Origin of the sequence: Streptomyces virginiae, from assembly GCF_041432505.1 — a bacterium.
GTDB classification, from domain to species: Bacteria; Actinomycetota; Actinomycetes; order Streptomycetales; family Streptomycetaceae; genus Streptomyces; species Streptomyces virginiae_A.
In genome coordinates this window covers 6,808,619-6,822,813 of sequence record NZ_CP107871.1, presented here as the reverse complement: position 1 = coordinate 6,822,813, position 14,195 = coordinate 6,808,619, and the positions used below count along the sequence as shown (strand labels likewise).

Here is a 14,195-nt window from a genome sequence, read left to right as displayed (position 1 = left end):
TCCTCAGTTCGCGGCGAGGCCGGTCGGTTCCGTCCGCGGCCGGTCGGTTTCGTCGTGGAGCCGGCCGTGGACCAGGTCCAAGGCCGTGCGTACGGCCTCCGGTACGGCGGCGGCCACGGGTGCGCTCAGTCCGATGCCCTCCTCGACAGCGGCCGGTTCGCAGCCGAGGACGAGGGTGCGCCGGGGCGGGGTGGCGCCGGTCCCGGCGCACAGGGTGTCCAGCAGGGCGAGGACGGCGTCGGGGGACATCTGGTGGCCGTCGAGGGCGGGCGGCGGCGGTGCCTCGGCGCCGGTCGGGCCGGTGCTCGCGCCGCCGTCCGCCTCGATGAGGTAGAGCGTGCCCGGCTCGCCGCCGCGTGCGGTGGCGTCGACCAGCAGGAGCGTGTCGTAGCCGTCGAGGAGCTGGTAGGCGAGGTGGACGCCGCGCACGCCGAAGTCCACCACCTCGACCCCGTCGGGCAGCGGGTGCTCGGCCAGCGCCCGTACGGTCTCGACGCCGAAGCCGTCGTCGCCGAGGAAGACGTTGCCGATGCCCGCGATCAGGACCCGGTCGCTCACGCGTCCTCCAGGGGGGTGACCTCGTCGGGCTGGAAGTAGAGGAACCTGCCCTGTTCCCGCCGGATGTCCGCGCCCGGGTCGTCCTCCACGGTGACGGCGAGGTGCACTCCCCCGTCGACGTCGTGCAGGACGGCCTCGACCAGCGCGGTACGGCCCTGGACGAACAGGTCCTGGGCGTCGGTGCGCCGTAGCCCGGGGCGCAGCCGGACGCGGCTGCCGGGGCCCACCGAGGCGCCGTCGATCGTGATCCGGTCGCGGGCCGGGTCCGCGGTGTCCGCCCGGGCCGGGTCCCACCAGGGGGTGTCGGGCCGGAACACCACGTCCTCGGAGGGGAGTTCGGCGATGAGCGGCGGCTGCTCGGGGCCGGTGACCTCGCGCAGGGCGCGTACGGCGCCGTGCAGTCGCTCCAGCACCTCGGGCGGCATCGATTCGGCGAGGTCGATCACGGCGGCCGCCCGGGCGTCGGTGCCGCGGGCCTCGCGCTTCTCCTGCTCGGTCAGGGCGGCCGTGCGCAGGGCGAGGATCTCGTCGATCTCGGTGGCGTCGTACATGGCGCCGACGCTCTCGGGGGCGATGGCGGGATGGTCCTCCAGGATGATCGGGGAGGACAGGACCACGTCGGCGCGGCCGGGCTCGCCCGCGAGCACCGGCCAGGTGTGCCGGTTCTCGCAGGCGGCCACGGCCTGCCTGGCCCATTCGGGCGGGTCGGTCATCGAGAGGAAGGATCCGGCGTCCAGGCCCAGCAGCAGGTGGGCGGCGACCAGCGAGTGCGGCAGGGCGGCCTCGCGGTCGACGGGCCCTGCTCCGGGGGGCGGGGTCCACGGGCTGGTGTTCTCCACCACCGCCCGGAGCCTCAGCACCCGGTAGGCGCCGGGGAGTTCGGTGGCGCGCAGCCGCAGCACGCCCTCGATCTCCTCGGTACGGCGCACCAGGCGGCCCACGGTGTGCCCGTCGGCGTCCTGGACGGGCTCGGTGTCGACGCGGGCGGGGCGGTGGAAGGGGAAGGCGACGCCGTCGTCGCCCAGCAGTTCGGCGACGGGGACGCTCACCTCGACCCGTTCCTCGGTGCCCTCGTCCCAGGGCACGAGGACCCGGTCGGTCAGGTGCAGCTCGGCGACCTCGGTGAAACCGGCGTCGTCCGTGGCCTGTTCGACCGTACGCCGCTGCGCGTGCAGGAAGCGCAGTTCCAGGGCGAGGGTCGCCGCGCCCCGCGGTTCCATCAGGATCTCGGTCTGCTGGAAGACGTGCTCCTCGTGCGCGCGGCCCCAGGCCGGGGGCACGAGGACACCGAACTGCCAGCGCAGCCGGTTCTTCGCGGCCGAGGCCCGGTAGGGGTAGAGCACGTACCCCTCCAGCAGGACCGCGTCGGCCACCTGCCGGGCGACCGCGAAGCGGGAGGGGGAGTCGGCGTGGGGGGTGGTGGTCGTGGTCACGGGGCCGCCCTCTCGGTGAGGCGCGGCAGGATCGCGCCCAGCCGGACGGGACCCGAGGGGTCCTGCGGCCGGGGCGGGTCGGCGGCGTCCAGCAGGGCCCGTACGGTCGCCTCCCAGGAGGCGAGGGCATGGCGGGAGCGGAAGGCGAGCAGCTCGTCCATGGTGTCGCGGGGCAGCCGGAGCCAGCCGCAGCCGGGGAAATGCTGTTCGACCATCTCGCGCCACACGGCCACGGGCATCCGGTACGCGGCTTCGCGGTCCCAGGGCACCGGTTCGACGCGGAAGCCGGCGTCGCCGGTGAAGGCGGTGCCGGAGAACAGCATCAGCAGCGGTACCTCGCCCTCCGTCAGGGCTTCGAAGTACCGGGTGGCGGCGATGTCCATGTCGTAGGTGCAGGGCACGACCAGGTCGGTCTCGGTCTCGTCGGTGAAGCTCGGGACCATGACGGAGACCTGGGCGAACTGCACGGGCTGGAGGGTGTTGCCCCAGCGGGAGCGCTCGCCGAAGAGGTCCGCGAGCCCTTCCGCCTCGGCGGGGCCGTAGCCGCGCCGGGCGGGTTCGATGCGGATCTGGCAGCGCAGGGCGATGGCGTGCACCGGGGCGCCGCCGGCCGCGGTGATCCGCAGCCGGAAGACGAGGGTGGGGCCGGCGGCGTACGGGTCGGCGCGTACCCCGGTGCAGGTGAAGGCGAATTCCGTCATCGGATCCCGTCCTCGTCCACCGCCGGGGGCAGGGGCTTGGCCCGTCGTTCCACCTGTTCGAAGAAGGTCTTCAGCGCGGCCCGGGCCTCCGCCCCGCCGTCGAAGCCCTGCCACAGCAGCCGCATCCGCCCCACCAGCTCGTAGCAGATGTCGATCGGCACCAGGTAGCAGTCGGTGCGGCCTTCCGACCGCCGTAGCAGCAGCGCCTCGACGTCGGGTTCGAGGAGCGTGGACAGTCGGCCGCTGCCGAGTGCGGACTGCCAGGTCTCGGGGTCGAGTTCGCTCTCGGTGGCGCCGGCCGGGCTCGGGTAGAGGGCGACCAGCCGGTCGAGGGCGGCGTTGCGGAGGAAGAACGCGACGCCGACCGGGATCTGGAGGAGTTCCCACGCGCCGTCGTCGAGCCGGTGGTCGGGGTCGGTGAGGTAGCGGTCCGGTACGGCCCGCAGCCGGCCGGTGCCCGCGCCCGGCCGGTCGAACAGCAGGGCGCAGGCGGTGCAGGCGCAGATCAGCGCGCGCTGTTCGGTCTGCACCAGGTGGCGGTGGTCCGGGGGCACGGCGACCCCGCACAGTTCGCAGGTCTCGGGCCGGGGCGGGCGCGGGCCCGCGAACCGGCGCAGCCCGCGCGGGGCGCGCGGGCCGTCGTGCAGGAGCCCGGGGCCGCTCACGGCACCCGCGCCGGGCTCGGGGGCCGGGTGCCGATCTGCAGGAGGGCGGGGGCGGGGGCCGCGGCGGGCTCCTGCTCCACGCCGGTCACCTCGGGGGCGAAGCAGGCCAGGGTGTCCTCCAGGGTCCGCCCGGCGTCGCGTCCGCCGCCGGCGCCCGAACCGCAGCCGCAGCCGGTGGAGGCGGCGGCGGGGCGCAGTCGCAGGATGCCGGTGTCCGCGTCGAAGCCCAGCAGTTCCAGCGGTTCGCCGTGGGCGGCGAGGGCGCGGTCGATGCGGGTGTGGACGTCCTCGGGGTGCAGGCCGTGCAGGGAGAGCAGGCTCGCCACGAGTTCGTCGCCGTAGACCGGTTCCAGCGGGCCGTCCCCGACCTTCTCGACGATCCGGGCGAGCCCGGCACCGTAGAAGTCCATGAGGACGCGCACCAGTTCCTCGGCCGCCGCGCAGGCGGCCCGGTCGCCGGTGGCGGCGAGCCGGTCGAGGACCTCCTCGACCCGGCGCCCGGCCTGGGGGCCGTCGATCGCGGCCCTCATCCGCCCAGTCCGCTCAGACCGGTGGGCACGTGCATCGTCTTGACCGTCTTGCCGCCGCCGACGTACATGTGGACTCCGCAGGGCAGACAGGGGTCGAAGCTGCGGACCGCGCGCATGATGTCGATGCCCTTGAAGTTCTCCGGGGTGTTCTCCTCGAAGATCGGGGTGTTCTGCACGGCGTCCTCGTACGGCCCGGGGGTGCCGAAGGTGTCGCGGGTGCTGGCGTTCCACGGGGTCGGCGGGTACGGGTGGTAGTTGGCGATCTTCCCGTCGCGGATCACCATGTGGTGGGAGAGCACGCCGCGTACGGCCTCGGTGAAGCCGACGCCGAGTCCCTCGTCCGGGACCTCGAACTTCTCCCAGGTCTGGGTGCGCCCGGCGCGGACCTCGGCGAGGCCCTTCTCGGCGCAGTGCAGGGCGATGGCGGCCGCGTAGGCCTGGAAGTAGGTGCGCGCGCGGTTGCGTTCCAGCGCGTTGCTCCACTTCGGGATCTTCCACTCGAAGCGGGTCTCGGGCTTGGTCATCGTGCGCGGCAGGGTGATCACGACGCTGTTGCCGGTGGCCTGCACGTAGTCGGTGTGGACCAGGCCCGACAGGGCGGTGGACCACAGGCGGGCGATGGGGCCGCCGCCGGTGTCCAGGGCCAGGTGGTCCTTGCCGTCGAACCAGCGGGGGGACATGACCCAGCTGTACTTGTCGTCGAAGTTGCGCTTCTGCGGGGCCGGGATGGTGTGCTGGTTCCACGGGTGGCGCGGGTCGACGGGGTTGCCGAGCGGGTCGTGGGTGACGAACTGCTCCTGGCCCTGCCAGTCGTCGTAGTACGAGCTGCCGAGGAGGATGCGGATGCCGAGGTTGATCTCGGTGAGGTCGTTGGTGACCAGCTTGCCGTCCACCACCACGCCCGGGGTGACGAACATCTTCCGTCCCCAGTCGGTCATGTTGGCGTACGTGAAGTCGCAGTACTCGGGGTCGTTGAGGGCGCCCCAGCAGCCGAGGAGGACGCGCCGGCGGCCGACCTCCTCGTAGCCGGGCAGGGCCTCGTAGAAGAAGTCGAACAGGTCGTCGTGGAGCGGGACGACCTTCTTCATGAACTCGCAGTACCGCATGAGGCGGCTCATGTAGTCCGTGAAGAGCTGGACGGAGGCGATGGTGCCGACGCCGCCCGGGTAGAGGGTGGAGGGGTGCACGTGGCGGCCCTCCATCAGGCAGAACATCTCGCGCGTGTAGCGGGAGACCTGGAGCGCCTCGCGGTAGAACTCGCCCTCGATGGGGTTGAGGGAGCGCATGATGTCGGCGATGGTCTTGTAGCCGTGCTCGCCGGCGTGCGGGGCGGGGGTGCGCTCGGCGAGCTCCAGGACGCCCGGGTTGGTCTCGCGGACCATCTTCTCGCAGTAGTCGACCCCGACCAGGTTCTCCTGGAAGATGTTGTGGTCGAACATGTACTCCGCGGACTCGCCCAGGTTGATGATCCACTCGGCGAGGTGGGGCGGCTTCACCCCGTAGGCCATGTTCTGCGCGTACACCGAGCAGGTGGCGTGGTTGTCACCGCAGATGCCGCAGATGCGGCTGGTGATGAAGTGCGCGTCGCGGGGGTCCTTGCCGCGCATGAAGACGCTGTAGCCGCGGAAGACCGACGAGGTGCTGTAGCACTCCGCGACCCGCTTCTGCTTGAAGTCGATCTTCGTGTGGATTCCGAGACTGCCCACGATCCGGGTGATCGGATCCCAGGCCATCTCCACCAGGCCGCTGCCGTCTGCGGCCGCCTTCGTCTTCGGTGTCATCGTTTCTGCCGTGACCCTTCTTCGGTGCGGAGAGCGGGAGTTGGGGGGGGTGCTTCCGTGGGATTGCGGCCCGTCACCAGGGCGGGCGGTAGCCCGTGGTCAGGGCGCGGCCGGTCTGCCTCCACTTCGGTTCCTCGTCCACGGTGTGGGCGGTGACCGAGCGGAGCCTGCGGATCAGCGCGCCGTACGCGCCGCTCGCGCGGGTGGAGACCTTGGCACCGGGAGGTTCGTCCATGAACGGCATGAACTTGTCGGGGAAGCCGGGCATCGTGCAGGCGATGCAGATGCCGCCGACGTTGGGACAGCCGCCGATGCCGTTCATCCAGCCGCGCTTGGGAACGTTGCACTTGACGACGGGGCCCCAGCAGCCGAGCTTGACCAGGCAGAGCGGGGAGTCGTAGGTCTCGGCGAACTCGCCCTGCTCGTAGTAGCCGCCGCGGTCGCAGCCCTCGTGGACGGTGGCCCCGAAGAGCCAGGTCGGGCGCAGCTTGTCGTCGAGGGGGATCATCGGGGCGGAGCCGGCCGCCTGGTAGAGCAGGTAGGTCAGGGTCTCCGAGAAGTTGTCCGGCTGGATCGGGCAACCCGGGACGCACACGATCGGGATGCCGGCCTTCGAGGTCCAGTCCCAGCCCAGGTAGTCGGGCACGCCCATGGCACCGGTCGGGTTGCCCTCCATCGCGTGGATACCGCCGTAGGTGGCGCAGGTACCGATGGCCACGACGGCGAGGGCCTTGGGGGCGAGGCGGTCGATCCACTCGCTGGTGGTGATGGGCTGACCGGTCTCCGGGTCGTCGCCGAAGCCGCACCAGTAGCCCTCGGGCTTGATCTTCTCGTTCGGGATCGACCCCTCGACGACCAGGACGAAGGGATCGATCTCGCCCCGCTCGCCCTTGAAGAACCACTCGATGAACGTGTCGGCGCCGCCGACCGGGCCGCATTCGAAGTCGATCAGCGGCCAGTGCACCGCGATCTTCGGCAGACCGGGCAGGACGCCGGTCACGATCTCCTCGATGCTCGGCTGCATCGCCGCCGTCAGGGACACGGAGTCGCCGTCGCAGCTCAGACCCGCGTTGATCCAGAGGATGTGGATCAGCGGGTCCTCTACCGGGTCCTTAGTCGCAGTGGCCATGGGACGGCTCCTCGGGGAGGTGATCGGGAAGGGGTGGGGGGAGGCGGCCTGCCTCACCCACACCTTTCTTGCTAACAGCAGTCCGGCCCGGGCGCCGCGTCAGGTGCGGCCAGTCCAGTGACACCGCGCGGCCTGACGGCCGACCCGCTCAGGTGGAGCGGGGTGGCGGTCGGGCGTTCCTTGCGGACGAAGGCGCGGCGCAGGGCGTGGTAGGGGGCGTCGGGGTCGAAGAAGGTCGCGTGCATCAGGGCCAGCTCGGCCCGGCGGTGGTCGGCCAGCGGCCGCTGCGCCTCGTCGCGTTCGCGCGCGGCCTTCTTCCCGGCGATCCGGGCGGCGGTGGCGGGGAGGGCGGCGAGGCGGGCCGCGAGGCGCTCCGTCTCGCGGGGGAAGTCTCCGGGCGGGCAGGGAACCGTACGGTCGACCAGTCCGAGCCCCTGGGCGGTGGCGGCGCTCAGCGGGAGGGCCTCGGTGGTGAGGCGGTCCGCGAGTGCGGGACCGACGCGGCGCGGCAGGGTGTACGTCCAGTACTCGGATCCGTGCAGGCCCATGAGGCGGTAGTGCGGGTTCAGGACGACGCCCGCGCGGCACCAGACCTCGTCGGCGGCGAGGGCGAGCATGGCCCCGCCGGCGGCGGCGTTGCCGCCGAGCGCGCTGACGACGAGCCGGTCGGTGGTGGTCAGCACCGCCTCGACCAGGTCGTTCATGGCGTTGATGTTGGCCCAGGACTCCTCGGCCGGGTCGGGCGCGGCCTCGATGACGCCGAGGTGGATGCCGTTGGAGAAGAAGTCGCGGCCGCCGCCGAGGACGAGAACGGTGGTGGGGCGGGTGCGGGCGGTCCGGTAGGCGTCCAGCAGGCGGCGGCAGTGCGCGGTGCTCATCGCGCCGCCGGGGAAGGAGAACGACAGGAAGCCGACCTCCCCTTCCTCGTGGTAGCCGATGTCGGACCAGGTGCGGTGGTGGGGGCCGGCCTCCGCCGGGGCGGGGACCTCGGGAAGCGGGGGCAGCCGGTCCGCGAGCGCGAGCGTGGCGGGCAGCTTGAGGGTGGCCGACCCTCCGGGCAGGCGGCGGGCGCGCAGCTCCGGGATCCAGACCGCCCCGTCGGCGGTGGCCCGGCAGAGCGCCCCGGCCCGGGTCGCCAGCAGCTCGCCGGGGCGGCCGCGCAGGTGCTCCTCGCGGTGCCCGCCGTGCAGGTACCACGCGCCGCCGAGCAGATCGTCGTCGCGTACGCCGGGCTGCGAGTCGGCGGCGCGCAGCGCGCGCAGGACGTCCTCGGTGGTGTCGCTGCCCCAGTCGATCCGGCGGTCCTCCTGGCGCAGCAGCGGGCGGGCGTGGCCGCTCGCCTGGGGCAGCGGGGTGTACGTACCGGAGGCGAACCGTTCCACCGCGAGCAGGACGGCCTCCAGCGCGGCGTCGGCGATCTCACCGCGGTAGAGGTCGCTCTTGCCGACCGGCGGCACCGGGCACGCGACGCTCGCCCACACGTCGCCGGCGTCCATCTCGGCGTTGGCCTGCAGAACCGTCACGCCCCACCGGGACTCGCCGTCCTGGACGGCCCGGTCGAGGGAGGAGGGACCGCGGTCGCCGACCGGTCCCGGGTGGACGACCAGGCAGGTGTGGGCCGCCCAGACCTCCTCGGGGATGGCGGTGCGCAGCATCGGGGCGAGCACGAGGTCGGGGCGGTGGCCGCGTACGGCGTCGGCCAGGGAGGATCCGGGCAGGGCGAGTTCGACCGCGACGCGGTGGCCGTGGTCGCGCAGCTCGGCGTGGACGCGCTGCGTGAGGCTGTTGAACGCGCTCGCGAGGAGCAGGACGTACAAGGGATCTCCCAGCGGCGGCCCGGAGCCGCGCGCGGCGGTGCCCGGCCTGGTCGGCGGCCCGTGGCCGGAAGATGACCGGCCGCCTGAGATGGTCGGGGAGATCCGGGCGCCCGCGGCCGAGGCAGCGCGGGAGCGTCACTCGAAAGCGCCTCTTCGGGCGTCCGCTCGGCCCTGGGGACGCCCGCCGGGCCGCTTCTTCCGGATGCCCTCGTGGGCCTCGTGTCCACCGGTCGGGGCTGTCGGGGGAACGGCCCTGCGGACGAGCATCCGAGGCATGAGAAATCGCCCCGTACGTATGGCCCGTTGGAGCGCCCGACACCCGTGGAGCGCGATCGTCGGATGGTTCGTGTTCGTCGTCCTGTGCCTCGGCGCCGGTATGGCGACCGGCAGCAACGCGGCGACCGCCGAGGACTTCCGGGTCGGGGAGGCCGGGCACGCCGAGTCGATGGCGGCCGAGGGCGGTCTTCAGCGCCGGCCCACCGAGCACGTCCTGATCCGCGCGAGATCCGGTGGACCCGACACCGGATCGGCGGCCGCCGCGGCCCGCGAGCTGACCGACCGGATGGCCGCGCTGCCCGAGGTCGCCGAGGTGGCCGCCCCGGTCCGTTCGCGGGACGGCCACGCCCTGCGCGTGACCGTGGTCCTCAAGGGCGTCGAGCTGGAGGGCAGGAAGAACGTCGTCCCGCTCCTCGCACAGACGGCGAAGGTGGCCGCCGACCATCCGGACCTGGTCGTGGAGGAGACCGGCTCGCCCGCCATCAGCAAGGGCGTCAACGACCAGCGCGCCGACGACCTCGCGCTCTCCGAGCGCCTCACCCTGCCGGTCACCCTCGTCATCCTGCTGGTCGTCTTCGGTTCCGCGGTCATGGCCGGGGTGCCGTTGCTGCTGGCGCTCTCCTCGATCGCCGCCTCCCTGGGCCTGGCCGTGCTCGCCTCCCAGGTCCTGCCCGACCCCGGGGTCGGGACGTCTTCCACGGGACGGTCACGGTCGCGGCGATCCGACTGCGGCTCCGCCCGTGACCACCGCGTCCTCGGCTATACCTCTTCCGGGACCAGGACGCCGAGCTCGACTTCCTCGAAAACGCGTGACCACCAGGATTCTTCATCCTCGAACACCCCCGGATCACTGCGCCGGGCCCGCTCATTCACGGCTTCGACGTAGTCCTCGTAGTCGTCGTCCGCATCGCTCTTTCCCGAGCAGACGAACGCCTCCCACACCTCCAGGACGTTCTGCAGACCGGCCACCGAAGAGTTGACCAGCCCGTACTGCTGGTCCTCATCGCCGTCATAGCCGCGGACCATCCAGACTTCACCGCTGTCGATCAGCAGCCAGTACGTGTTGACGCCGTCCTCGAACGCGCCGAGGAACGCAGCCCGACCCGGCGGAAGGTCTCGGACCTCCAGCTCCCTACCCGAGTCCCGCACGAACATGCGATTGCAGTCGGCCGGCAACCCTTGTTCGCCCAGCCCAGACACCGCCTCGCGGCCCACACCCAGGCGCGCGAGAGCACTCGCGTCGTACGACAGCCATTGCGCACTCGGCAACCGGCACCCCCTGCTCGATCCGTCCCGCCGATCCTCCCTCAGACCTCGTGGACGGCCTACCGGACAGGCACCAGGAGCTGTCCGGCCGATCATGTGACTGCCGCCTCGTCGGATCGTTGTCCTGTGTATGGGGCGGGGTGAACGCGGTGATCTGTCGGATGCAGAGTGGGAACGGTTGCGGCCATTCCTGCCCGTCAGCAATGGTCGGTGCGGGCGGTGGCGCGACCACCGGCAGGTGATCGACGGGATCTTGCACCGGGTGCGGACCGGGGTGCACTGGCGTGATCTACCCGAACGATTCGGGCCGTGGAAGACGGTCTACGAGCGCCATCGACTCTGGTCTGCGGACGGCACCTGGGAACGACTGCTGCAGCAGCTCCAGGCAGCAGCCGACGCGGTGGGCGAGATCGACTGGGACGTCTCGCTGGATTCCACCGTCGTGCGCGCGCACCAGCACGCGGCCGGCGCCCGCACCGAGCCGCCCCCGGCCCTTGCCGCCCCAAGGGGGGGGCGAGTCGCTGGAACACCAGGACGAAACTCCCTGGCAGCGTCTCGTCGGCCGGCTGGCGGAGGTGGTGCAGGAGGCGAGGGTCCGGGGCGTTCGCGCGGCGGTTTCACAAGCAAGATCCACCTGAGCGCCGACGGCCGCTGCCGCCCGCTGTCCCTGAGCGTCACGCCGGGGCAATGGGCCGACTGCACCCAGTTCGCCGCGGTGCTGGAGAAGATCCGGGTCCCCGGGCCCAGGGCGGGCCGGCCCCGCAAGAAACCGGACAGCGTCGCAGCAGACAAGGCCTACAGCAACAGTCCCTGCCGTCAATACCTGCGGCGGCGCGCCATCGTCCACACCATCCCGGAGAAGGCCGACAGCCAGGCCGCCCGCCTGCGCAAGGGATCACGAGGCGGACGGCCACCGGGATTCCACGAGGAGCGGTACAAGAAGCGCAACACCGTCGAACGAACCGTCAACAGGCTCAAGAACTTCCGCGCGGTGGCTACGCGGTATGACAAGCGGGGCTACGTATTCCTCGGCCCTGTCTCAGCTGCAGCTGTCATCGTATGGCTCCGCTCATGACCGGCCACTCATGTTCAAGCCGAGTGCGGAAGCCCGGCCGACCGCGGCAAACAGAACGAGTGGCAGCTCCTTGTCGCCCTGCCCGATCGACAGCGCGAGCCAACGACCGCGGTCGGGAAGCGGCCACACCTGCATGCTCACGGCCTGTTGGCTGAGGTAGTCGAGCGGCTCGGGCACCGACTCTCCCTCGTAGCCGGCACTGAGATACGGTCCGAGGTCCACGACGAACGCATCACCCCACCAAGCAGTCAGGCGTGCTGCCAGGTCGTCGAGGCAGGCCTGCAGTTCGGCTTCGGCCTCAACCCAGGCCTGCCCGTCGTCGTCATCCCAGAAGTCCCGACTGACCTGCAGCATGCGCACATGATGCTCTGGCCCGCCTTCCCCGGAGGCGTCGACATACGCCGACTCCGGGAACGGCTGCACGGCCAACGCCTCAATCGTCGACAGGTACTTCTCAGTGGTCATGGGCGCAGGTTATGGGACCACGCAGACAAGTAACGCCGATCATGCGCGCCGACCAATGATCGGCCGGACAGCTCCTAGTCGCCGTCCTCGATTCCGATGGACTCCGCCAGGTCCTTGTGCGCCCGGCCCGTCTCGCCCTGGCGTTCGCCCTGTTCCAGGAGCACGGCGGCGATCGCGTCGAGTTTGCGTTGGATCGCGTGCTCGGCCCGGCGTTCGGAGTTCTTCAGCAGGGCCAGGAGCAGCAGGGCGACCGCGCCCATCGCGTCGCCGAACAGGTGCTGCCAGCTCGTGTCCAGGTGGGCGAGGTGGGCGACGACGAAGGCGGCCACCAGCAGGACGCAGAACACCGAGAAGGCGGGCGAGCTGGTGAAGTTCGAGGCCAGCTCGGCCAGCTTCTCGAATGGTCCGAGCCGCCCCTGGCCGCCCTTCTTCGCGGGATGTTCGAAGGCCATGGTGTGCACGTGCCCGCTCCGGCCGCACCCCATCCCCTCCGGGCCGGTCAAGCACCCGACCGGCCCAGGTCGGGGAGGGGCCGTCCGGGGCCGCTACCGGCCCCGGGCGGTCACTTCGCCCGGACCGGCGCCCACAGGCTGACGCTCCATATGTCCCCGTGCCCCGCGTGGTAGCCCCGCTCCTCCTCCTCGTCGTCCACGACGATCACCGAGACGTTCGACGCGGCCGCCCGGTATTCGAGGAAGCCGCCCTGGTCGCCGACCGTCAGCTCCGGGGCTCCGGGGACGCGTCCGAGCTCCTCCCGCACGTCCGCCCAGGCGACGTGGCGGGGGAACTCGACCCCCGTCGTACGCGCCCATTCCCGCGCCAGGTCCGGACCGGACGCGAGCCGGTGCAGCTCGATGGAGCCGCCGGACATCACCCACTCGTCGCCGGGGTTGAAGTAGAACTCGACGAATCCGTAGTCGCGGCGCAGCGACTCGCCCGCTTCGTCGACCACGTCGACGAAGCGGTGGCGGATCGCCCGGTCGACCTCGCCGAGCGTGGAGCCGATGCCGATCCCGTGCAGGCGGCCGGTCCTGAGGAAGGAGGCGAGGAAGTCGATGCCGGTCACGGCCGGTTCTCCGATGTGTCGTTGCCGCCCCACGCGAAGGCGTAGGGGTCCGCTCCGCCTACGTACGCGCAGCCGATTCCGGTGTCGGGCAGGTCGAATTCCGCGCGCAGCCACCCGTCCATGGCGAGCCCGGCCACCTCCGGCCGGTAGTCGGTCAGCGGGAAGTCGAGGGAGACGATCTCGAGGTAGACGCCCTCCGGGCACCTGGCGCCGAGCTCCTCGGCGCGCAGCGCCACGACGAAGGAGAGCCAGGCCAGGTCCTCCCTGTGGAGGCTCGTCTCCGGCAGCAGCAGGCGGACTCCTCGGTGGATCACCACGGGGGAGGTCGCCGCTTCGCCCGGTGGCAGGGTGCGGGCCGAGAGGTCCGCGGCCAGTCCGCCGAGCGGGCTCCTGAGCCGATATCTGAACGTTCGCATCATTGCACTCATCTGACGAGCTCTCCGGACTGCGGGATTGCGCCTCGGTTCTCCCCGCTCATTGTCGCGGCAGGCCGACGGGGCCCGGGATCGGAAACCGTTGAATGTGCTCCGCGCAGTGCGCAGGATGGCCCTGAGCGAGGGAGGTCCGTCATCGCGTCCGTCGAAGTGACCACCGAGACCGTGCGCGCCGAGGACGGTGCCACGGTCCGGGTCCGGTTCCACCGAAGGCCCGAGGATCCGTCGGCGCCGGTGCTGGTGTGCATGCCCGCCATGGGGACCAGGGCCGTCTCCTACACACCTCTGGCGGAGGCCCTCGTGGAGGCGGGTTTCCAGGTGGTCCTCGGGGAGCTGCGGGGGCAGGGCACGAGTTCGGTCCAGGTGCGGCGCGGGGTGCGTTACGGCTACCACGAGATGGTGGCGTACGACTACCCCGCGCTGTTCGGGGCGGTCGCGGCCGCCTTCCCCGGGGCGCCGCGCCTCCTGCTCGGGCACAGCCTCGGCGGGCAGCTCGGCACGCTCTACCTCAGCCAGGAGCCGCACATGGCCGCGGGCGCGATCCTGGTGGGCGTCCCGTCCTGCCACTACCGCGGCTGGCCCTTCCCGCGGAACCTGGGGATGCTCGCCGGGTTCCAGGTCGCGGCCGCCTTCGCCGCGGTGTACGGGTACTTCCCCGGACGCCGGCTGGGGGTGCTGGGGAACGACTCCGCGCAGGTCCTGCGGGACATGGCCACCCAGGTCCGCACCGGCCGCTACGACGTGCCGTCCTCGCCGGTGGACTTCGAGCCCTGGCTGGCCCGGATGGACCTGCCGGTGCTGGCGGTGGCCATCGAGGGCGACGCCATGGCGCCGCCCGGCGGGGTGCGCGGACTCTGCGACAAGCTCACGAGCGCGCGGGTGACGTACGCGCAGCTGGTGCTCCCCGAAGGAGCGCTGGGCGGCCCGCACTACGGCTGGATCCGTGACAACGCCGCGCTCGTCGAGCGGGTACGGGCCTTCGTGGACCGGAACTGACGT

15 protein-coding genes and 1 pseudogene are annotated in these 14,195 nt (G+C 71.8%); 3 read left to right on the top strand and 13 right to left on the bottom strand.

Features of this window, described 5'->3' with window-relative positions; translation table 11 throughout:
• Positions 1-3 precede the first annotated feature (3 nt).
• From OG624_RS31585 to OG624_RS31550, 8 genes are all read right to left on the bottom strand, one after another.
• A complete protein-coding gene (locus OG624_RS31585) occupies positions 4-558 on the bottom strand; it encodes a hydrogenase maturation protease (protein WP_078909157.1) in 555 nt (184 codons plus the stop codon).
• The gene (locus OG624_RS31580) at positions 555-1,991 is read right to left on the bottom strand and encodes a hypothetical protein (RefSeq protein ID WP_033218059.1); all 1,437 of its coding nucleotides are present in this window, start codon (positions 1,989-1,991) and stop codon (positions 555-557) included. The genes OG624_RS31585 and OG624_RS31580 overlap by 4 nt, the downstream gene beginning before the upstream one ends.
• Complete coding sequence (locus tag OG624_RS31575; RefSeq protein WP_033218057.1) at positions 1,988-2,692, bottom strand: DUF6084 family protein; 705 nt, start codon at positions 2,690-2,692, stop codon at positions 1,988-1,990. Before OG624_RS31575 ends, OG624_RS31580 begins: the two co-directional genes overlap by 4 nt.
• Complete coding sequence (locus tag OG624_RS31570; protein ID WP_371640092.1) at positions 2,689-3,357, bottom strand: DUF5947 family protein; 669 nt, start codon at positions 3,355-3,357, stop codon at positions 2,689-2,691. The genes OG624_RS31575 and OG624_RS31570 overlap by 4 nt, the downstream gene beginning before the upstream one ends.
• Positions 3,354-3,887: a hypothetical protein gene (locus OG624_RS31565; protein ID WP_033218055.1), complete on the bottom strand. Its 534-nt coding sequence runs from the start codon at positions 3,885-3,887 to the stop codon at positions 3,354-3,356. Before OG624_RS31565 ends, OG624_RS31570 begins: the two co-directional genes overlap by 4 nt.
• Positions 3,884-5,668, bottom strand: a complete 1,785-nt coding sequence (locus OG624_RS31560) for a nickel-dependent hydrogenase large subunit (RefSeq protein WP_371640091.1) — start codon at positions 5,666-5,668, stop codon at positions 3,884-3,886. Before OG624_RS31560 ends, OG624_RS31565 begins: the two co-directional genes overlap by 4 nt.
• Positions 5,669-5,741: 73 nt before the next feature.
• Positions 5,742-6,797, bottom strand: coding sequence for a hydrogenase expression protein HypE (locus OG624_RS31555; RefSeq protein WP_033218051.1), 1,056 nt, complete (start codon positions 6,795-6,797; stop codon positions 5,742-5,744).
• A gap of 71 nt (positions 6,798-6,868) precedes the next feature.
• On the bottom strand, positions 6,869-8,614 hold the full coding sequence (locus OG624_RS31550) for a hydrogenase maturation protein (RefSeq protein ID WP_371640090.1): 1,746 nt from the start codon (positions 8,612-8,614) through the stop codon (positions 6,869-6,871).
• A 274-nt stretch (positions 8,615-8,888) separates the two neighbouring features.
• On the opposite strand from OG624_RS31550, the pseudogene OG624_RS31545 reads away from it, so the two are divergent.
• Positions 8,889-9,584 (top strand): annotated as a pseudogene (locus OG624_RS31545) (MMPL family transporter); the annotation flags it as partial.
• A gap of 65 nt (positions 9,585-9,649) precedes the next feature.
• Here OG624_RS31545 and OG624_RS31540 read toward each other — a convergent pair.
• Positions 9,650-10,159, bottom strand: a complete 510-nt coding sequence (locus OG624_RS31540) for an SUKH-4 family immunity protein (RefSeq protein WP_078909156.1) — start codon at positions 10,157-10,159, stop codon at positions 9,650-9,652.
• A 127-nt stretch (positions 10,160-10,286) separates the two neighbouring features.
• Here OG624_RS31540 and OG624_RS31535 point away from each other — a divergent pair, with 127 nt between their 5' ends.
• Positions 10,287-11,231, top strand: coding sequence for an IS5 family transposase (locus OG624_RS31535; protein ID WP_371640089.1), 945 nt, complete (start codon positions 10,287-10,289; stop codon positions 11,229-11,231).
• Here OG624_RS31535 and OG624_RS31530 read toward each other — a convergent pair.
• The 4 genes from OG624_RS31530 to OG624_RS31515 form a co-directional block, all read right to left on the bottom strand.
• Entirely contained in the window at positions 11,226-11,696 is a 471-nt protein-coding gene (locus OG624_RS31530) for a hypothetical protein (RefSeq protein ID WP_371640088.1), read from the bottom strand. The genes OG624_RS31535 and OG624_RS31530 overlap by 6 nt on opposite strands.
• 74 nt (positions 11,697-11,770) lie before the next feature.
• Positions 11,771-12,148, bottom strand: a complete 378-nt coding sequence (locus OG624_RS31525; protein WP_033218278.1) for a hypothetical protein — start codon at positions 12,146-12,148, stop codon at positions 11,771-11,773.
• Positions 12,149-12,258: 110 nt separating this feature from the next.
• Positions 12,259-12,762 carry a hypothetical protein gene (locus OG624_RS31520; RefSeq protein WP_371640087.1) on the bottom strand — a complete coding sequence of 168 codons (504 nt, stop codon included), beginning with the start codon at positions 12,760-12,762 and terminating at the stop codon, positions 12,259-12,261.
• Positions 12,759-13,181, bottom strand: a complete 423-nt coding sequence (locus tag OG624_RS31515) for a hypothetical protein (protein WP_352163878.1) — start codon at positions 13,179-13,181, stop codon at positions 12,759-12,761. Before OG624_RS31515 ends, OG624_RS31520 begins: the two co-directional genes overlap by 4 nt.
• 165 nt (positions 13,182-13,346) lie before the next feature.
• Here OG624_RS31515 and OG624_RS31510 point away from each other — a divergent pair, with 165 nt between their 5' ends.
• Positions 13,347-14,192, top strand: a complete 846-nt coding sequence (locus tag OG624_RS31510) for an alpha/beta hydrolase family protein (protein ID WP_371640086.1) — start codon at positions 13,347-13,349, stop codon at positions 14,190-14,192.
• Positions 14,193-14,195 lie beyond the last annotated feature (3 nt).

Coding starts and splice junctions, on each gene's coding strand:
- OG624_RS31535 (WP_371640089.1), top strand. CDS start 10,287: ATGGGGCGGGGTGAACGCGGTGATCTGTCGGATGCAGAGTGGGAACGG.
- OG624_RS31525 (WP_033218278.1), bottom strand. CDS start 12,148: ATGGCCTTCGAACATCCCGCGAAGAAGGGCGGCCAGGGGCGGCTCGGA.
- OG624_RS31555 (WP_033218051.1), bottom strand. CDS start 6,797: ATGGCCACTGCGACTAAGGACCCGGTAGAGGACCCGCTGATCCACATC.
- OG624_RS31565 (WP_033218055.1), bottom strand. CDS start 3,887: ATGAGGGCCGCGATCGACGGCCCCCAGGCCGGGCGCCGGGTCGAGGAG.
- OG624_RS31575 (WP_033218057.1), bottom strand. CDS start 2,692: ATGACGGAATTCGCCTTCACCTGCACCGGGGTACGCGCCGACCCGTAC.
- OG624_RS31560 (WP_371640091.1), bottom strand. CDS start 5,668: ATGACACCGAAGACGAAGGCGGCCGCAGACGGCAGCGGCCTGGTGGAG.
- OG624_RS31530 (WP_371640088.1), bottom strand. CDS start 11,696: ATGACCACTGAGAAGTACCTGTCGACGATTGAGGCGTTGGCCGTGCAG.
- OG624_RS31515 (WP_352163878.1), bottom strand. CDS start 13,181: ATGATGCGAACGTTCAGATATCGGCTCAGGAGCCCGCTCGGCGGACTG.